The following is a 14,748-nucleotide window of genomic DNA, read 5'->3' as shown; positions in this document are numbered from 1 at the left end:
GGTTTGAACTGCGCTCATGATGACAGAGCGGCAAATGCCGACTTGCCTAATTAGGACCTTTTTCGATAGAAAAGGGACATGACGGCGATCGATAGCAAAAATAGCCAGAATATCGGTTTCATCCTGATCCCGGGGTTCGCCTTGATGTCCTTTGCCTCGGCAAGCGAGCCATTGCGCGCCGCCAATCTCCTGGCCGGGCGGGAAATCTATCGATTGTCGACCTTCTCGCCGGACGGCACTCCGGCGGTATCGTCGGGCGGCGTGCCGGTGCCGGCCGAGCCTCTTCCAGGTCGCGGATCCGGTCTTGGCACGGTCTTCGTCTGCGCCGGCGGCTCGCCACGCGATTGGCATTACCCTTCGGTCCTTGCCTGCCTGCGCCAGCTCGCACGCGAGGGCGTCCGTATCGGTGGTATCTCAGGCGGTCCCTATCTGCTTGCCGCGGCCGGTCTTCTGGCCGAGCGTGATTTTACCATTCACTGGGAGCACGCGCCGGCCCTGCTCGAAGCCTTTTCGACGCTTACACCACGCCAGGCGCGCTTCGTCATCGACGGCAATCGCATCACCTGCGGCGGCGGCATTGCGCCGCTCGACATGATGCATGTACTGATATCAGAGCGCATGGGTGCCGATTTCGCTCGCCGCGTCAGCGACTGGTACCTGCATACTGACGTGAGCGAGCCGACTGCGCCGCAACGCGGTTCGCTCGCCGAGCGCTATGGCGTTCACCATCCGGGTTTGCTGAGCGTGCTCGAAAAAATGGAAGAGACGATCGAGATGCCTCTCGATCGTGCCGCCATGGCGCGGATTGCCGGGGTCACGCCGCGTCATCTCGACCGGCTGTTCGCCACGCATCTCGGCGCGACATTCCTGGAGCAATATCGGCGAATACGGCTGCAGCATGCCCGGCGGCTCCTGGAGCAGAGCCCGCTTTCGATTTCCGAAATCGCCATCGCCACCGGCTTTTCAAGCGGTGCCCATTTCGCCCGGGCCTATCGCTCTCTTTATGGGATTGCCCCCGGTGATACCCGTCACGCGTGATTTTCGCCGCAGTTGAGAAAATTTCACTCGGAGGATAGGATCGCCGCAGCAAGCCCTGCCGGCAAAAAGGATCATAAATGAAAACCAAGGCAGACAAGATATCGGCTGACGACCAGTCCCATGGCGGACGGTCAGCTTTCTCACAAAATCCGCATGCGGTGCGCGAGCCGAAGGAAAACAATCTCGAGATGGCGATCGGCCACGAGGTCCGTGCCTATCGCAAGAAGCTTGGCATCACGGTGACGGATCTTGCCGCCGCGACGGGTATCTCGCTCGGCATGCTGTCGAAGATCGAAAACGGCAATATCTCGCCGTCGCTGACGACGCTGCAATCGCTGTCGCGCGCACTCGGCGTGCCGCTGACAGCTTTCTTCCGTCGTTACGAAGAGCCGCGCAACGCCGTCTTCGTCAAGGCTGGCCAGGGCGTGGAACTCGAACGCCGCGGCACGCGTGCCGGCCATCAATATAATGTGCTCGGCCATATCGACAACAATTCGAGCGGCGTCATCGTTGAGCCCTATCTCATTACGCTGACGGCCGATTCCGATGTCTTTCCGACATTCCAGCATGAGGGAATGGAGTTCCTTTACATGCTCGAGGGCGAGGTGATGTACCGCCATGGCGACCAGCTCTATCCCATGCAGCCCGGCGACAGTCTTTTCTTCGATGCCGACGCGCCACATGGCCCGGAGGTGCTGGTGAAACTGCCGGCGAAATACCTGTCGATCATCAGCTATCCACAGCGGGGCAAGACTGACTAACTTGCCTAAAAAGAAAAATTTATTCTTTTGAGTTGAAAAACCGCATTGGACCTGATAGCCATTTTTGCAGATGCGAAAACGGAGGGTTTGGGCATGTGCGGAATTGTCGGTCTCTTCTTGAAGGATAAGGCGCTGGAGCCGAAACTTGGCGCGCTTCTGTCCTCCATGCTAATCACGATGACCGATCGCGGACCCGATAGCGCGGGCATTGCGATCTACGGTAACGATAACGGCAACACGGCGAAGATAACCGTCCAGTCGGCCGATCCGACTAAGGATTTCGACGGGCTGGAATATGAACTCCGGCGCACGCTCGACGTGCCGGTATCCGTCGTGGTCAAGAGCACGCATGCGGTCATCACTCTTGCCAAGGACAAGCTCGAAGAGGGCAGGGCGGCCCTGACGGCATTGCGCCCGAATATCCGCGTTATGAGCAGCGGCGATACTGTCGAGATCTACAAGGAAGTCGGCCTGCCGAAAGATGTGGTCTCGCGCTTTGGCGTCGCCGCCATGTCCGGCACGCATGGCATCGGCCATACCCGTATGGCGACCGAGTCGGCCGTCACGACGCTTGGCGCTCATCCCTTCTCGACAGGTTCGGATCAATGCCTGGTTCACAACGGGTCGCTCTCGAACCACAACAACCTGCGTCGCGAGCTTAAGCGCGAGGGCATGACCTTCGAGACGGAAAATGACACCGAAGTCGCGGCCGCCTATCTGACGGCGGAGATGGCGAAAGGCAAGGATCTTGGGGCGGCGCTGGAAGGCGCGGTCGACGATCTCGACGGCTTCTTCACCTTCGTCGTCGGCACCAAGTCAGGCTTCGGCGTCGTTCGCGACCCCATCGCCTGCAAGCCGGCGGTCATGGCGGAAACCGATCAATATGTGGCGTTCGGCTCCGAATATCGCGCGCTTGTCAATCTCCCGGGTATCGAAAATGCCCGCGTCTGGGAGCCGGAACCGGCGACCGTCTATTTCTGGGATCACGAAAAGGCCGCCTGATCAGAAGCGCCGCAATCGAGAGAGATCTTTATGCCAGTTTTCGACCTATCCGTTACGCCGCTGCGTGAACTCAACAGTGCCCTTCATGGCCTGCCCGCCGGCGCCAATGATCTGGCCTTCGAAGTCGTCAATCCGCGCGGCCATCATGCTGTCGCCGCCGGTATCGACGCGCCCGTCACCGTCGATATCAAAGGGTCTGTCGGTTACTACTGCGCCGGCATGAACGATGGCGGCAACGTCACGGTGCATGGTTCGGCAGGTCCGGGCGTCGCAGAGAACATGATGTCCGGCAGCGTCGTCATCGAAGGCGATGCCAGCCAGTATGCCGGCGCGACCGGCCGCGGCGGGCTGCTTGTCATCAAGGGCAATGCCGCCTCGCGCTGCGGCATCTCGATGAAGGGCATCGACATCGTCGTCTATGGCAATATCGGCCATATGTCGGCCTTCATGGGCCAATCCGGGCATCTGGTCGTGCTCGGTGACGCCGGCGATGCCTTGGGCGACAGCCTCTACGAGGCCAAGCTTTTCGTGCGTGGTTCGGTCCAAAGCCTCGGCTCGGACTGCATCGAGAAGGAGATGCGCCCGGAGCATCTCGCAAAGCTCTCCGAGCTTCTCGAGAAGGCCGGCGTGCGCGGCGTCAGGCCGGAAGAGTTCAAGCGCTACGGATCGGCCCGCAAGCTCTATAATTTCAACATCGACAATGCCGACGCGTATTAAGGCGAAGGGGACCTCATGAGCTACCACAATCCATATACGCCACCCCGCAAGTCGGCGACCTTCGATGATCATACGCTCGCTGAAATCCGCCGTGCGGCAGCGACCGGTATCTACGATATCCGCGGCGCCGGCACGAAGCGCAAGGTGCCGCATTTCGATGATCTGCTCTTTCTCGGCGCTTCGATCTCGCGCTATCCGCTCGAAGGCTATCGCGAGAAATGCGATACGACCGTTGTCCTCGGCGGCCGTTTCGCCAAGAAGCCGATCACGCTGAAGACCCCGATCACCATTGCCGGCATGAGCTTCGGTGCGCTTTCCGGCAACGCCAAGGAAGCGCTCGGCCGAGGCGCCACGCTTGCCGGCACGTCGACGACGACAGGCGACGGCGGCATGACGGACGAGGAGCGCGGTCATTCGCAGACGCTGGTCTATCAATATCTTCCCTCGCGTTACGGCATGAACCCTAGGGATCTGCGCCGCGCCGACGCAATCGAAGTCGTGGTCGGACAGGGGGCCAAGCCCGGCGGCGGCGGCATGCTGCTCGGCCAGAAGATTTCCGATCGCGTCGCCAACATGCGCAATCTGCCGAAGGGCATCGACCAGCGCTCGGCCTGCCGTCATCCGGACTGGACCGGGCCGGACGATCTCGAAATCAAGATCATGGAGTTGCGCGAGATCACCGACTGGGAAAAGCCGATCTATGTGAAGGTCGGCGGCGCGCGGCCCTATTATGACACGGCGCTTGCCGTGAAGGCTGGGGCCGACGTTGTCGTGCTCGATGGCATGCAAGGCGGCACGGCCGCGACCCAGGACGTCTTCATCGAGAATGTCGGCATGCCGACGCTCGCCTGTATCCGTCCCGCCGTCCAGGCGCTGCAGGATCTCGGCATGCACCGCAAGGTGCAGCTGATCATCTCCGGCGGCATTCGCTCTGGGGCTGATGTGGCGAAGGCGCTCGCACTCGGTGCCGACGCGGTTGCCATCGGCACGGCTGCGCTCGTAGCCCTCGGCGACAACGATCCGAAATGGGAAGAGGAATACCAGAAGCTCGGCACGACGGCCGGCGCCTATGACGACTGGCATGAGGGCAAGGACCCGGCCGGCATCACGACGCAGGATCCGGAGCTGGCCAGCCGGCTCGATCCGATTGCTGCGGGCCGGCGCCTTGCCAACTATCTCAAGGTTATGACGCTGGAAGCGCAGACGATTGCGCGCGCCTGTGGCAAGAATCACCTGCACAACCTGGAACCGGAGGACCTGTGCGCATTGACGATGGAAGCTGCCGCCATGGCGCAGATCCCTCTCGCCGGCACCAACTGGTATCCGGGCAAGGGGGGCTATTAGTCATCTGATGTGCCCGACCGGGCCGAAGAGCCCGGCGGACGCATGCATACATCGAAGTGTCTCGAAGAAATCCAAAGGGGAACGAGAATGACACTGGATCTTGCTGCTTTTGCGAAAGACAAAGGCATCAAATATTTCATGATCAGTTATACGGATCTTTTTTCCGGCCAGCGCGCCAAGCTGGTGCCGGCCCAGGCGATTGCCGGGATGCAGGAAGACGGTGCGGGCTTTGCAGGCTTCGCGACCTGGCTCGATATGACGCCCGCCCATCCCGATCTTTTCGCCGTACCTGATGCTTCCTCCGTCATCCAGCTCCCATGGAAGAAGGATGTTGCCTGGGTCGCGGCCGATTGCATGATGGAGGGCGAACTCGTCGGCCAAGCGCCGCGAAACGTGCTGAAGAAGCTCGTGAAAGAAGCGGAAGCCGCTGGCAAGCGCGTCAAGACGGGCGTCGAGGCTGAATTCTTCCTGATCACGGCCGATGGCGCCAAGATATCGGATGAATACGATACCGCAGAAAAGCCTTGCTACGACCAGCAGGCCGTCATGCGCCGTTATGACGTCATCTCCGAGATCTGCGACTATATGCTTGAGCTCGGCTGGGGTGCGTATCAAAACGACCACGAGGACGCCAACGGCCAGTTCGAGATGAACTGGGAATTCGACGATGCCCTGAAGACGGCGGACAAGCACTCCTTCTTCAAGTTTATGGTCAAGTCGATCGCCGAGAAGCATGGCTTGCGAGCAACCTTCATGCCGAAGCCCTTCAAGGGTCTCACCGGCAATGGCTGCCATTGCCATATCTCCGTGTGGAGCAATGACGGCAAGACCAACGTCTTTGCCGACAGGGAGGCCGAATTCGGCCTGTCGGCCGAAGGCAAGCATTTCCTCGGCGGCATCATGAAACATGCCTCGTCGCTGGCGGCGATTACCAACCCAACCGTCAATTCCTACAAGCGCATCAATGCGCCGCGCACGACCTCCGGCGCCACCTGGTCTCCCAATACCGTGACGTGGACCGGCAACAACCGCACCCACATGGTGCGCGTGCCCGGTCCCGGCCGCTTCGAGCTGCGCCTGCCCGATGGTGCCGTCAATCCTTACCTGCTGCAGGCTGTCATCATCGCTGCCGGCCTGGATGGCCTGCGCAGCAACGCCGATCCGGGACCGCATCACGATATCGACATGTATGCGGAAGGCCATCTCGTGAAGAATGCGCCGCGCCTGCCGCTCAATCTGCTCGATGCGCTGCGGGCCTATGACGAGGACGAGGGGTTGAAGCAGGCGATCGGCTCGGAGTTCTCCGAAGCCTATCTGAAGCTCAAGCATCAGGAATGGAACGCCTACTGCTCGCATTTCACGCAGTGGGAGCGCGACAGCACGCTCGATATCTGAGTGCGCAGCGACAAGATGCCCTTAAGGGCTCAGGTGCCGGGGCGCGATCCCCCGGCACGACAGCGGAATTTTGGCCGCGGACGGCGGAGGAAAATCAGCATGACGAGCTATGTATTGACAGTTGCGTGCAAATCGACGCGCGGGATCGTTGCGGCGATCTCGAACTATCTGGCCGGGCAGGGCTGCAACATCATCGACTCCAGCCAGTTCGACGATCTCGACACCGGCATGTTCTTCATGCGCGTCTCCTTCATCTCCGAGGAGGGCGTCGGTGAGACGGCGCTGGCAGAAGGCTTCAAGCCGATCGCGGAAAAGTTCGCCATGGACGTCGAGATCCACGATGCCAAGAAGCGCATGAAGGTGCTGCTGATGGTGTCGCGCTTCGGCCATTGCTTGAACGACCTGCTCTATCGCTGGAAGATCGGTGCGCTGCCGATCGACATCGTCGGCGTCATCTCCAACCATTTCGATTACCAGAAGGTGGTGGTCAATCATGACATCCCCTTCCACCATATTCCGGTGACCAAGGCCAACAAGCCGGAGGCGGAAGCCAGGATCATGGATGTGGTCGAGCAGACCGGCACGGAGCTGATCGTGCTGGCGCGCTACATGCAGATCCTGTCGGATTCCATGTGCCAGAAGATGTCGGGCCGCATCATCAACATCCATCATTCCTTCCTGCCGTCGTTCAAGGGCGCCAATCCCTACAAGCAGGCCTATGAGCGCGGGGTGAAGCTGATCGGGGCGACGGCGCATTATGTGACGGCCGATCTCGACGAGGGTCCGATCATCGAGCAGGACACGGCGCGCATCACCCATGCGCAATCTGCCGAGGATTACGTCTCGATCGGCCGCGATGTGGAGAGCCAGGTTCTCGCCCGCGCCATCCATGCCCATATCCATCACCGCAACTTCATCAACGGCAACCGCACCGTCGTCTTCCCGGCAAGCCCGGGCTCCTATGCCTCCGAGCGCATGGGGTGAGCGATGGCACCCGCAACAGTGATCGACGGGAAGAAGGCAGCGGCTTCGGTGATCGAGGCTGTGAAGGGTGCGGCGGCGGGACTTGAGGTTGAGGCCGGTGTGAAGACAGGTCTTGCGGTCGTCATCGTCGGGGACGATCCGGCCAGCCACGCCTATGTGAGCTCCAAGAGCAAGATGGCCAAGGAGTGCGGCTTCAACTCCATCCAGCACACCCTGCCGGCCGAGACGACGCAAGGTGCGCTGGCAAGGCTCGTCCAGTCGCTGAACGGCGATCCCTCCATCCACGGCATCCTCGTCCAGCTGCCGCTGCCGAAGCATCTCGATTCGGATGACATCATCCAATCGATCAAGCCGGAGAAGGATGTCGACGGCCTGCATGTGGTCAATGCCGGCAAACTTGCGACCGGCGATCTCGAAACCGGACTGATCTCCTGCACGCCGGCCGGCGCCATGCTTTTGGTACGTTCGATCCACGGCGAGGACCTGTCGGGTCTGAATGCCGTCGTCATCGGTCGCTCCAACCTGTTCGGCAAGCCGATGGCGCAATTGCTGCTCAATGCCAATGCGACGGTGACGACAGCACATTCGCGCACGAAGGATCTCGCCTCCGTGGCAAGAGGCGCCGATATTCTGGTCGCGGCCGTCGGCCGTCCGGAGATGGTGAAGGCCAACTGGGTGAAGCCCGGTGCCACCGTCATCGATGTCGGCATCAACCGGATCGCGGCACCCGAGCGCGGCGAGGGCAAGAGCCGGCTGGTGGGCGATGTCGCCTATGGTCAAGCCTCCGAAGTCGCCGCCGCCATCACGCCGGTTCCGGGCGGTGTCGGCCCGATGACGATCGCCATGCTGATGGCCAATACCGTCATCGCTGCCCATCGCGCTGCAGGTAAGAAGCCGCCGAAGTTTTGAAGAAAATGCCATCCGAGTGATGACAAAAAACCACTCGGATCGGCTTGCCAAGGCATGAAAGACGACTATAGTCAGGAAATAATTATTCCATAGAAGAAAATGAGGGAACGAAATGGCATTATCATGGCGTTTCTCCGCCTTGGCGGACCGGCACCGTGCTCTCGGATCGAAACTTGAGGACTGGAGCGGCATGGGAACCGCCTGGACCTACGACAAGGACATGTCGCAGGAGCATGTTGCGATCCGTACCAAGGCCGGTATCATGGACGTTTCCGGCCTGAAGAAGGTGCATCTGGTCGGACCGCACGCCATTGCCGTGCTCGACTATATTACCACCCGCGACATGTCGAAGATCTATCCCGGCCGCTCGGTCTATGCCGCGATGCTCAACGATCGCGGCTATTTCACCGACGACTGCATCGTCTACCGCACCGGCCCGAACTCGTGGATGCTGGTGCATGGCTCGGGCTCCGGCCACGAGGAGCTCGTCAAGCAGGCAGCAGGCCGCAACTGCGCCGTCCTTTTCGACGACGATCTGCATGATCTGTCGCTGCAGGGTCCCGTTGCGGTTGACTATCTCGCCAAGTACGTGCCCGGCATTCGCGACCTCAAATATTTCCATCACATGCAGACGACGCTGTTCGGCACGCCCGTAATGATCTCGCGCACCGGCTATACCGGCGAGCGCGGTTATGAGATATTCGTGCGTGGTCAGGATGCGCCCATGGTGTGGGACCGCATCGTCGCAGAAGGCGAGGAGATGGGCATCATTCCCTGCTGCTTCAGCGTCCTCGACATGCTGCGCGTCGAAAGCTATCTGCTCTTTTATCCATACGATAACTCGCAGATGTACCCCTTCGCCGACCAGCCGCCCGGCGACAGCCTTTGGGAGCTCGGCCTCGACTTCACCGTCAGCCCCGGCAAGACGGGTTTCCGCGGTGCCGAGGAACATGCGCGCCTCAAGGGCAAGGAGCGCTTCAAGATCTTCGGCATGCTGATCGATGCAGACGGCCCGGCCGATCTCGGCGACGAGGTGTATTACGAGGGCAAAAAGGTCGGCGTCATCACCTGCCCCTGCTATTCGACGCTCACCAAGAAATCGATGGCGATCGCCCGCCTCGATGTCGACAAGGCCGTACAGGGTACAAAGCTCGAAGTGCGCGGCAAGAGCCTGAAGGCGAGCGCAATAGCCCATACGCTGCCGTTCGACGATCCTGAAAAGAAGAAGAGGACGGCTATCGGTTAAGGAGGCGCTCATGCTTGTCGAAGGCATCAAGAGCCGACCGGTCTACAAAGGTCTCTCCATCCAGCCGCATGCCCGGCGGCATCTGTTCGCGCTGGAAAGCGAGGGGGCCAATGCCCTCCTCGACCAGACGGCCGGGCTTGACGATACCATCCTGTCGCGCAGCGAAATCCTCTATGTCGCGCGCGGTTCGCAGGGCATAGGCCATGATGAGGCCCTGCGCGGGCTCGGCGCCGACATGTTCTTCACGGCGCCGACCATTGCGACATTGCTCTTCCGCCTGAAGGGCTCGCTTGCGACGGCTCACATGGGCACGCGGCTTTATATAGCCGGCACCGAGGGCTTTATCGGCCAGGCAATGATGGTGGCGCTCGACTACGGCATGGATCATGCCTCGATCATCACGGAACATCGCGGTTCCCCGGCGCGCCGTGTGCAATGCGTCCACTGCAAGGGCATCACCGAGGATGTCACGCACAGCCCGTTCAACTGCAGCCATTGCGGTCTGCCGCTTCTGGTGCGCGACCACTACTCGCGTCGTCTCGGCGCCTTCCAGGGCGTCAATATCGATGCGGAAGAGCCGGGCACTGCGCCCGATCCAGAGGAGTTGTTCCTGTGAGCGGTGGTACGGAAATTCCTGTTCGTGTCGCGAAGGTGACGCCCATTGCCGACCGCATCAAGCGTTTCCGCTTCGAGCGTCTCGACGGCGCGCCGATGCCTTATTTTTCCGGCGGCGCCCATGTCATCGTGTCGATGAACGACGAAGGCCATGTTCGCCGCAATGCCTATTCGCTGATGTCGGCGCCGCATGATTGCTCGGCCTATGAGATCAGCGTGCTGCGCGTCGAGGACTCGCGCGGCGGCTCCGCCTTCATGCATGAGAAGGTGAGGGAGGGCGACGAGCTCAAGGTCAGCTATCCCGTCAATCTCTTCCAGCCGGACTGGCGCGGCCGCAAGCACCTGCTGATTGCCGGCGGCATCGGCATCACGCCCTTCATTGCGATGATGCAGCAGTTCTCGCGTGAGGGCGCGAATTTCGAGCTGCATTATGCTGTGCGTTCGCTCGATCGCGGCGCTTATTGCCAGGAGCTTGTCGAGCAATATGGCTCGCAGCGGGTGAAGATCTATTGCGATGCCGATCGCAATTTCATTCCTGTGGCACGTCTGCTCGAAAGCCAGCCGCTCGGCACGCATCTCTATGTGTGCGGCCCGGCCGGCATGATCGATGGTGTATTGAAAACGGGCATCGAGGCTGGCTGGCCGGAACAGAACCTGCATTCCGAACGCTTCCTGTCGTCGCAGCCCGGAAAGCCTTTCTCCATCACGCTGACGCGGTCGGGCAAGACCGTTCACGTCGGCCATCATGAGAGCATGCTGGAGGCGATCGAGGCTGCCGGCATCGATGCGCCCTTCCTCTGTCGCGGCGGTGCCTGCGGACAGTGCGAGACCGGTGTCGCCGTCTGCGACGGCAAGCTTCTGCATAATGACGTCTATCTGACCGACGAAGAAAAGGCCTCCGGCCGGAAGGTGATGATCTGCGTTTCCCGTTTCGAAGGAAGCGCGCTGCATCTCGACCTTTAGGCACCCAACCGATATCCAGGAGAACGGACATGGCAATCGCCTTCAAGCAGGAAACGTTCAGGGACGATTTCAGCTACCGCAACAGTCCGGAAAACATCAGGCGTTTCCCGTTCCCCTTCGATCGCGACGAATACATGTATTCCGTCAACATGGAGCCGCATGTGAAGGGGCGGAAGAACACGGTCTACGAAAGCCTCATCGACGTCGATGAGCACTATGTCGCCGAGATGCACGACCGGGCTCTCGTGCTAAAGGAAGATCCGCTGCGCTATCAGGCGCTGCCGCACATGATGACGGCGCAATGGGATACGCTGGAACTGCTGATGGAGGAGCAGGCGGCCGGCTATCCCGAGCATTTCACGCTCACCAAGAACGGCGACCAGTGGCGCTGGATCAATCGTCCCCTTGGCATAGACGACACCTTCACCTTCGGCGATGCGTCCACTCTGCCTCACGAACCCTTCGAATACATCTCGCGCCAGGCGCAGGGCGATTTCTGCATCGTCGACCAGCGCGACGGCAATCTCTGGATGGATGCCGGCATGGTGACGACCCAGGCCGATTGGTCGCTCGATTTCGATATCGGCATGAATTTCATGGAGTGGCACGGGCCGGTGCCGCTTGCCCACCAGATCGGCGTCTTCGACCGTGCGCTAAAATTCCTTTTGAACCTGCAGCTGGGCAAGCCGACGCGCCGGTTCAATTGGACGATGACGATCAATCCGCGCCTCGATACCAGTCCTGAAAACTATCCGAAATGGGGTCCGGATCGCACCACGGTGACGCCCGAGAATGTCGGCGAGAAGGTGCATCTGCGCGTCGAGCTGCAGAGCCTGTGGCGCCTGCCGCGCTCCAACGCCATTCTCTTCGTCATCCGCTGCTATCTGATGAACATGAATGAGCTCGTCACCGTGCCGAAATGGGCGCGCCGTTTTCCGCGCGTGCTGAAGACGCTGCCGCCCGAGCTCATCGACTACAAGGGCCTGACGCGCTTCCGCCAGACCACGATCGACTGGCTTTCGCGATATGACGACGGCGCGCCGACCAGCCCCGGCATCTTCCCGGATTGATGCCGGACGCCACGCCGAACTTCTGCATGCCATAAGAATTTCGATAGAATCGAGAAGGGGAATGCCACATGACACGAGTTGCCGTTATCGGTGCCGGCCCTTCGGGCCTTGCCCAGCTAAGGGCCTTTCAATCGGCTGCAAAGAAGGGTGCTGATATCCCGGAAGTCGTCTGCTTCGAAAAGCAGGCGGATTGGGGCGGCCTCTGGAACTATACCTGGCGTACAGGCCTCGATGAATATGGCGAACCGGTGCATGGCAGCATGTATCGTTATCTCTGGTCGAACGGCCCGAAGGAATGCCTGGAATTCGCCGATTATTCCTTTGAAGAGCATTTTGGCAAGCCGATCGCCTCCTATCCACCGCGCGCCGTACTTTGGGACTATATCAAGGGCCGCGTCGAGAAGGCCGATGTGCGCAAATGGGTGCGCTTCAGCACGCCGGTGCGCATGGTGCGTTTCGATGAAGAGACGAAGAAGTTCACGGTAACCGCGCATGATCGCCCTCAGGACCGGATGTATGACGAGGAGTTCGACTATGTCGTCGTCGCCTCGGGCCACTTCTCGACGCCGAACGTGCCGTATTTCGAGGGAGTAAAGACCTTTAATGGTCGCGTGCTGCACGCGCACGATTTCCGCGACGCGCTGGAGTTCAAGGGCAAGGACGTGCTCCTCGTCGGCCGCAGCTATTCGGCCGAGGATATCGGTTCGCAATGCTGGAAATACGGGGCGAAGTCGGTGACGACGAGCTATCGCTCCAAGCCGATGGGCTTCAAATGGCCAGAGAATTTCGAGGAGCGGCCGCTGTTGACGCGTCTTGAGAACAAGACGGCCTACTTCCTCGACGGCTCATCGAAGGAGGTCGATGCGCTTATCCTCTGCACCGGCTATCAGCATCATTTCCCCTTCCTGCCGGATGATCTGCGTTTGAAGACGGCAAACCGCCTGTGGGCCGACCATCTCTACAAGGGCGTGATCTTCGACAAGAATCCGCAGCTCTTCTATATCGGCATGCAGGACCAGTTCTACACCTTCAACATGTTCGACGTGCAGGCCTGGTGGGCGCGCGATGTCATCATGGGCCGCATCAAGCTGCCGCCGGAAGCGGAACTGCAGGCGAACTTCGACAAGTGGCGTGCCCGCGAGGAAACGCTCGAGGATGCCGAACAGATGATCTGGTACCAGGGCGACTATGTGAAGGAGCTGCTCGCCGAGACGGATTATCCGAGCTTCGACATCGAAGGCACGAACAGGACCTTCATGGAGTGGGAGCACCACAAGGCTGAGAACATCATGGGCTTCCGCGACCACGCCTACCGCTCGCTGATGACCGGCACCATGTCGCCGACGCACCATACGCCCTGGGTCGATGCGCTTGACGATTCCATGGAGGAATATCTGCGCAATTGATCAGGGATCATTTCCCCACCTGACCGGCAAGGGAGGCGAAGAGCAGCCCTTGCCGGATTTTTATGCGTTGAGACGAAACGAGTTCATCCGCAACCTTCTCTTCGGGGCACGGCCTTCATGGATTTCCAGACAAGCGTTCTCGGCCGTATGGCGGGTTTTCTTTATCGCTGCCGGGCAGACGAAAACTATACGATGCTTGAGATGACCGACGGCATAGAGCGCATCTTCGGCTATCCCCCCGATGAGATCATCGGCAACCGCACGCGAACCTTTACTTCGATCATGTGCGAAGAGGATATCCCGCTCATGGACGAGCTTGTCGGCAAGGCGCTGGAAAGCCGCACCGACTGGACGATGGAGTATCGCATCCGTCATCGCGACGGCCATTTCCTCTGGGTAACGGAGACCGGCGGCGGCGTATGGGATGAGGCCGGGGAGCTTCTTTATCTCGAAGGCAGCATCCTGAATATCGAATCGCTCTACCAGCGCCTTGATGAGCAGACCGCGGATATGCGGATCACGGCATCGAAGACCAACGAGATCCTGCAGTCGCTGCGCTACCTGAAGCTGCTGGCCGTCAATGCCGGCATCGAGGCTGCAAGAGCGGGCACGGCCGGATCAGGTTTTGCGGTCCTGGCGGCAGAGATGCGCACGCTTGCCAACTCCTCGGAAGAGGCAGCGCGCGCGATCTCGGCCGCGCAGAAGAAATCCGATTGAAGCTCAAAAGCGCGATGCCTCCCGCCGTTTCAATACGGCCGATGTGCTCGCTCGCTTTTCCCAGACGCCTCGACAGCGCTTCTTCAGCAAAGGCGACGCTGGAGCCTGCGAATTCCACTACGAGCGAGCATATGGATCCAATTTCCTATGTGCATTCACGCCATGGTCAGGCTAAAGCCTTTGATGCGCAAATATGAAAGTGGACTCATGAGCTTTAGCACGACTGCTTACCTCACCTTGAACGATGGCGATAAGGCGGCCTTGATCGCCATTAGAGATGAGATAGCTGCCTACCTCACTGAACAAGCGCTTAGTCAGGATGTCTTAAAGGACCTCGAGCAAGCATTTGATATGCACAGAATTTCGGCTCCGGTAGTATTCAACCTTGATCCATGGTCAACTATTGCTTTGTTCACGTTGGTCGCAGAGCGTATCCCCAGCTTGTCCTTCGAGGTGAAGGGTGTTGGTGACCTTGGCCCCGGCGACATCTGGGCGCGCGAGTTTGTCAACGGTGTTGCGGTTTTTGAGGCGGGGCCATTCGAAGACAAGATTTATTGCTGATCTATGCCATTTTGATCGCA

15 protein-coding genes are annotated in these 14,748 nt (G+C 60.0%); all 15 read left to right on the top strand.

Features of this window, described 5'->3' with window-relative positions:
• The first annotated feature begins 78 nt into the window (after positions 1–78).
• Positions 79–1,038 (top strand): GlxA family transcriptional regulator, encoded by a 960-nt coding sequence (locus tag RTCIAT899_RS31260; protein ID WP_015343857.1) that lies wholly within the window; start codon positions 79–81, stop codon positions 1,036–1,038.
• 77 nt (positions 1,039–1,115) lie between these two features.
• Positions 1,116–1,799, top strand: a complete 684-nt coding sequence (locus RTCIAT899_RS31255; protein WP_015343856.1) for a helix-turn-helix domain-containing protein — start codon at positions 1,116–1,118, stop codon at positions 1,797–1,799.
• Between the two features lie 93 nt (positions 1,800–1,892).
• Positions 1,893–2,801 carry a class II glutamine amidotransferase gene (locus RTCIAT899_RS31250; RefSeq protein WP_015343855.1) on the top strand — a complete coding sequence of 303 codons (909 nt, stop codon included), beginning with the start codon at positions 1,893–1,895 and terminating at the stop codon, positions 2,799–2,801.
• Between the two features lie 30 nt (positions 2,802–2,831).
• On the top strand, positions 2,832–3,518 hold the full coding sequence (locus tag RTCIAT899_RS31245; RefSeq protein ID WP_015343854.1) for a GltB/FmdC/FwdC-like GXGXG domain-containing protein: 687 nt from the start codon (positions 2,832–2,834) through the stop codon (positions 3,516–3,518).
• A gap of 15 nt (positions 3,519–3,533) precedes the next feature.
• Positions 3,534–4,862, top strand: a complete 1,329-nt coding sequence (locus tag RTCIAT899_RS31240) for an FMN-binding glutamate synthase family protein (RefSeq protein WP_015343853.1) — start codon at positions 3,534–3,536, stop codon at positions 4,860–4,862.
• A gap of 87 nt (positions 4,863–4,949) precedes the next feature.
• Entirely contained in the window at positions 4,950–6,257 is a 1,308-nt protein-coding gene (gene glnT / locus RTCIAT899_RS31235; protein ID WP_015343852.1) for a type III glutamate--ammonia ligase, read from the top strand.
• A 99-nt stretch (positions 6,258–6,356) separates the two neighbouring features.
• Complete coding sequence (gene purU, locus RTCIAT899_RS31230) at positions 6,357–7,241, top strand: formyltetrahydrofolate deformylase (protein WP_015338441.1); 885 nt, start codon at positions 6,357–6,359, stop codon at positions 7,239–7,241.
• Between the two features lie 3 nt (positions 7,242–7,244).
• Positions 7,245–8,150, top strand: coding sequence for a bifunctional methylenetetrahydrofolate dehydrogenase/methenyltetrahydrofolate cyclohydrolase FolD (folD, locus tag RTCIAT899_RS31225; RefSeq protein WP_015343851.1), 906 nt, complete (start codon positions 7,245–7,247; stop codon positions 8,148–8,150).
• 112 nt (positions 8,151–8,262) lie between these two features.
• Entirely contained in the window at positions 8,263–9,396 is a 1,134-nt protein-coding gene (locus tag RTCIAT899_RS31220) for an aminomethyl transferase family protein (RefSeq protein ID WP_015343850.1), read from the top strand.
• Positions 9,397–9,406: 10 nt separating this feature from the next.
• Positions 9,407–10,012, top strand: coding sequence for a dimethylamine monooxygenase subunit DmmA family protein (locus RTCIAT899_RS31215; RefSeq protein WP_015343849.1), 606 nt, complete (start codon positions 9,407–9,409; stop codon positions 10,010–10,012).
• Positions 10,009–10,974 (top strand): PDR/VanB family oxidoreductase, encoded by a 966-nt coding sequence (locus RTCIAT899_RS31210; RefSeq protein WP_015343848.1) that lies wholly within the window; start codon positions 10,009–10,011, stop codon positions 10,972–10,974. Before RTCIAT899_RS31215 ends, RTCIAT899_RS31210 begins: the two co-directional genes overlap by 4 nt.
• 29 nt (positions 10,975–11,003) lie before the next feature.
• Positions 11,004–12,044, top strand: a complete 1,041-nt coding sequence (locus RTCIAT899_RS31205; protein WP_015343847.1) for a heme-dependent oxidative N-demethylase family protein — start codon at positions 11,004–11,006, stop codon at positions 12,042–12,044.
• 68 nt (positions 12,045–12,112) lie between these two features.
• Positions 12,113–13,450, top strand: coding sequence for an NAD(P)-binding domain-containing protein (locus RTCIAT899_RS31200; RefSeq protein WP_015343846.1), 1,338 nt, complete (start codon positions 12,113–12,115; stop codon positions 13,448–13,450).
• A 117-nt stretch (positions 13,451–13,567) separates the two neighbouring features.
• Positions 13,568–14,167 (top strand): methyl-accepting chemotaxis protein, encoded by a 600-nt coding sequence (locus tag RTCIAT899_RS34480; protein ID WP_015343845.1) that lies wholly within the window; start codon positions 13,568–13,570, stop codon positions 14,165–14,167.
• 207 nt (positions 14,168–14,374) lie between these two features.
• On the top strand, positions 14,375–14,728 hold the full coding sequence (locus RTCIAT899_RS31190) for a hypothetical protein (protein WP_015343843.1): 354 nt from the start codon (positions 14,375–14,377) through the stop codon (positions 14,726–14,728).
• Positions 14,729–14,748: the final 20 nt, after the last annotated feature.

Source organism: Rhizobium tropici CIAT 899, from assembly GCF_000330885.1.
Classification (GTDB): Bacteria; Pseudomonadota; Alphaproteobacteria; order Rhizobiales; family Rhizobiaceae; genus Rhizobium; species Rhizobium tropici.
The sequence above is the reverse complement of the archived record's forward strand: the minus strand, read 5'-3'. Positions and strand labels throughout refer to the sequence as shown.

Bases quoted from the DNA above. Each gene is read 5' to 3' on its own strand.
- purU (WP_015338441.1), top strand. From the start codon at position 6,357: ATGACGAGCTATGTATTGACAGTTGCGTGCAAATCGACGCGCGGGATC.
- RTCIAT899_RS31240 (WP_015343853.1), top strand. From the start codon at position 3,534: ATGAGCTACCACAATCCATATACGCCACCCCGCAAGTCGGCGACCTTC.
- folD (WP_015343851.1), top strand. From the start codon at position 7,245: ATGGCACCCGCAACAGTGATCGACGGGAAGAAGGCAGCGGCTTCGGTG.
- glnT (WP_015343852.1), top strand. From the start codon at position 4,950: ATGACACTGGATCTTGCTGCTTTTGCGAAAGACAAAGGCATCAAATAT.
- RTCIAT899_RS31205 (WP_015343847.1), top strand. From the start codon at position 11,004: ATGGCAATCGCCTTCAAGCAGGAAACGTTCAGGGACGATTTCAGCTAC.
- RTCIAT899_RS31250 (WP_015343855.1), top strand. From the start codon at position 1,893: ATGTGCGGAATTGTCGGTCTCTTCTTGAAGGATAAGGCGCTGGAGCCG.
- RTCIAT899_RS31260 (WP_015343857.1), top strand. From the start codon at position 79: ATGACGGCGATCGATAGCAAAAATAGCCAGAATATCGGTTTCATCCTG.
- RTCIAT899_RS31245 (WP_015343854.1), top strand. From the start codon at position 2,832: ATGCCAGTTTTCGACCTATCCGTTACGCCGCTGCGTGAACTCAACAGT.
- RTCIAT899_RS34480 (WP_015343845.1), top strand. From the start codon at position 13,568: ATGGATTTCCAGACAAGCGTTCTCGGCCGTATGGCGGGTTTTCTTTAT.
- RTCIAT899_RS31190 (WP_015343843.1), top strand. From the start codon at position 14,375: ATGAGCTTTAGCACGACTGCTTACCTCACCTTGAACGATGGCGATAAG.
- RTCIAT899_RS31220 (WP_015343850.1), top strand. From the start codon at position 8,263: ATGGCATTATCATGGCGTTTCTCCGCCTTGGCGGACCGGCACCGTGCT.
- RTCIAT899_RS31200 (WP_015343846.1), top strand. From the start codon at position 12,113: ATGACACGAGTTGCCGTTATCGGTGCCGGCCCTTCGGGCCTTGCCCAG.
- RTCIAT899_RS31255 (WP_015343856.1), top strand. From the start codon at position 1,116: ATGAAAACCAAGGCAGACAAGATATCGGCTGACGACCAGTCCCATGGC.
- RTCIAT899_RS31215 (WP_015343849.1), top strand. From the start codon at position 9,407: ATGCTTGTCGAAGGCATCAAGAGCCGACCGGTCTACAAAGGTCTCTCC.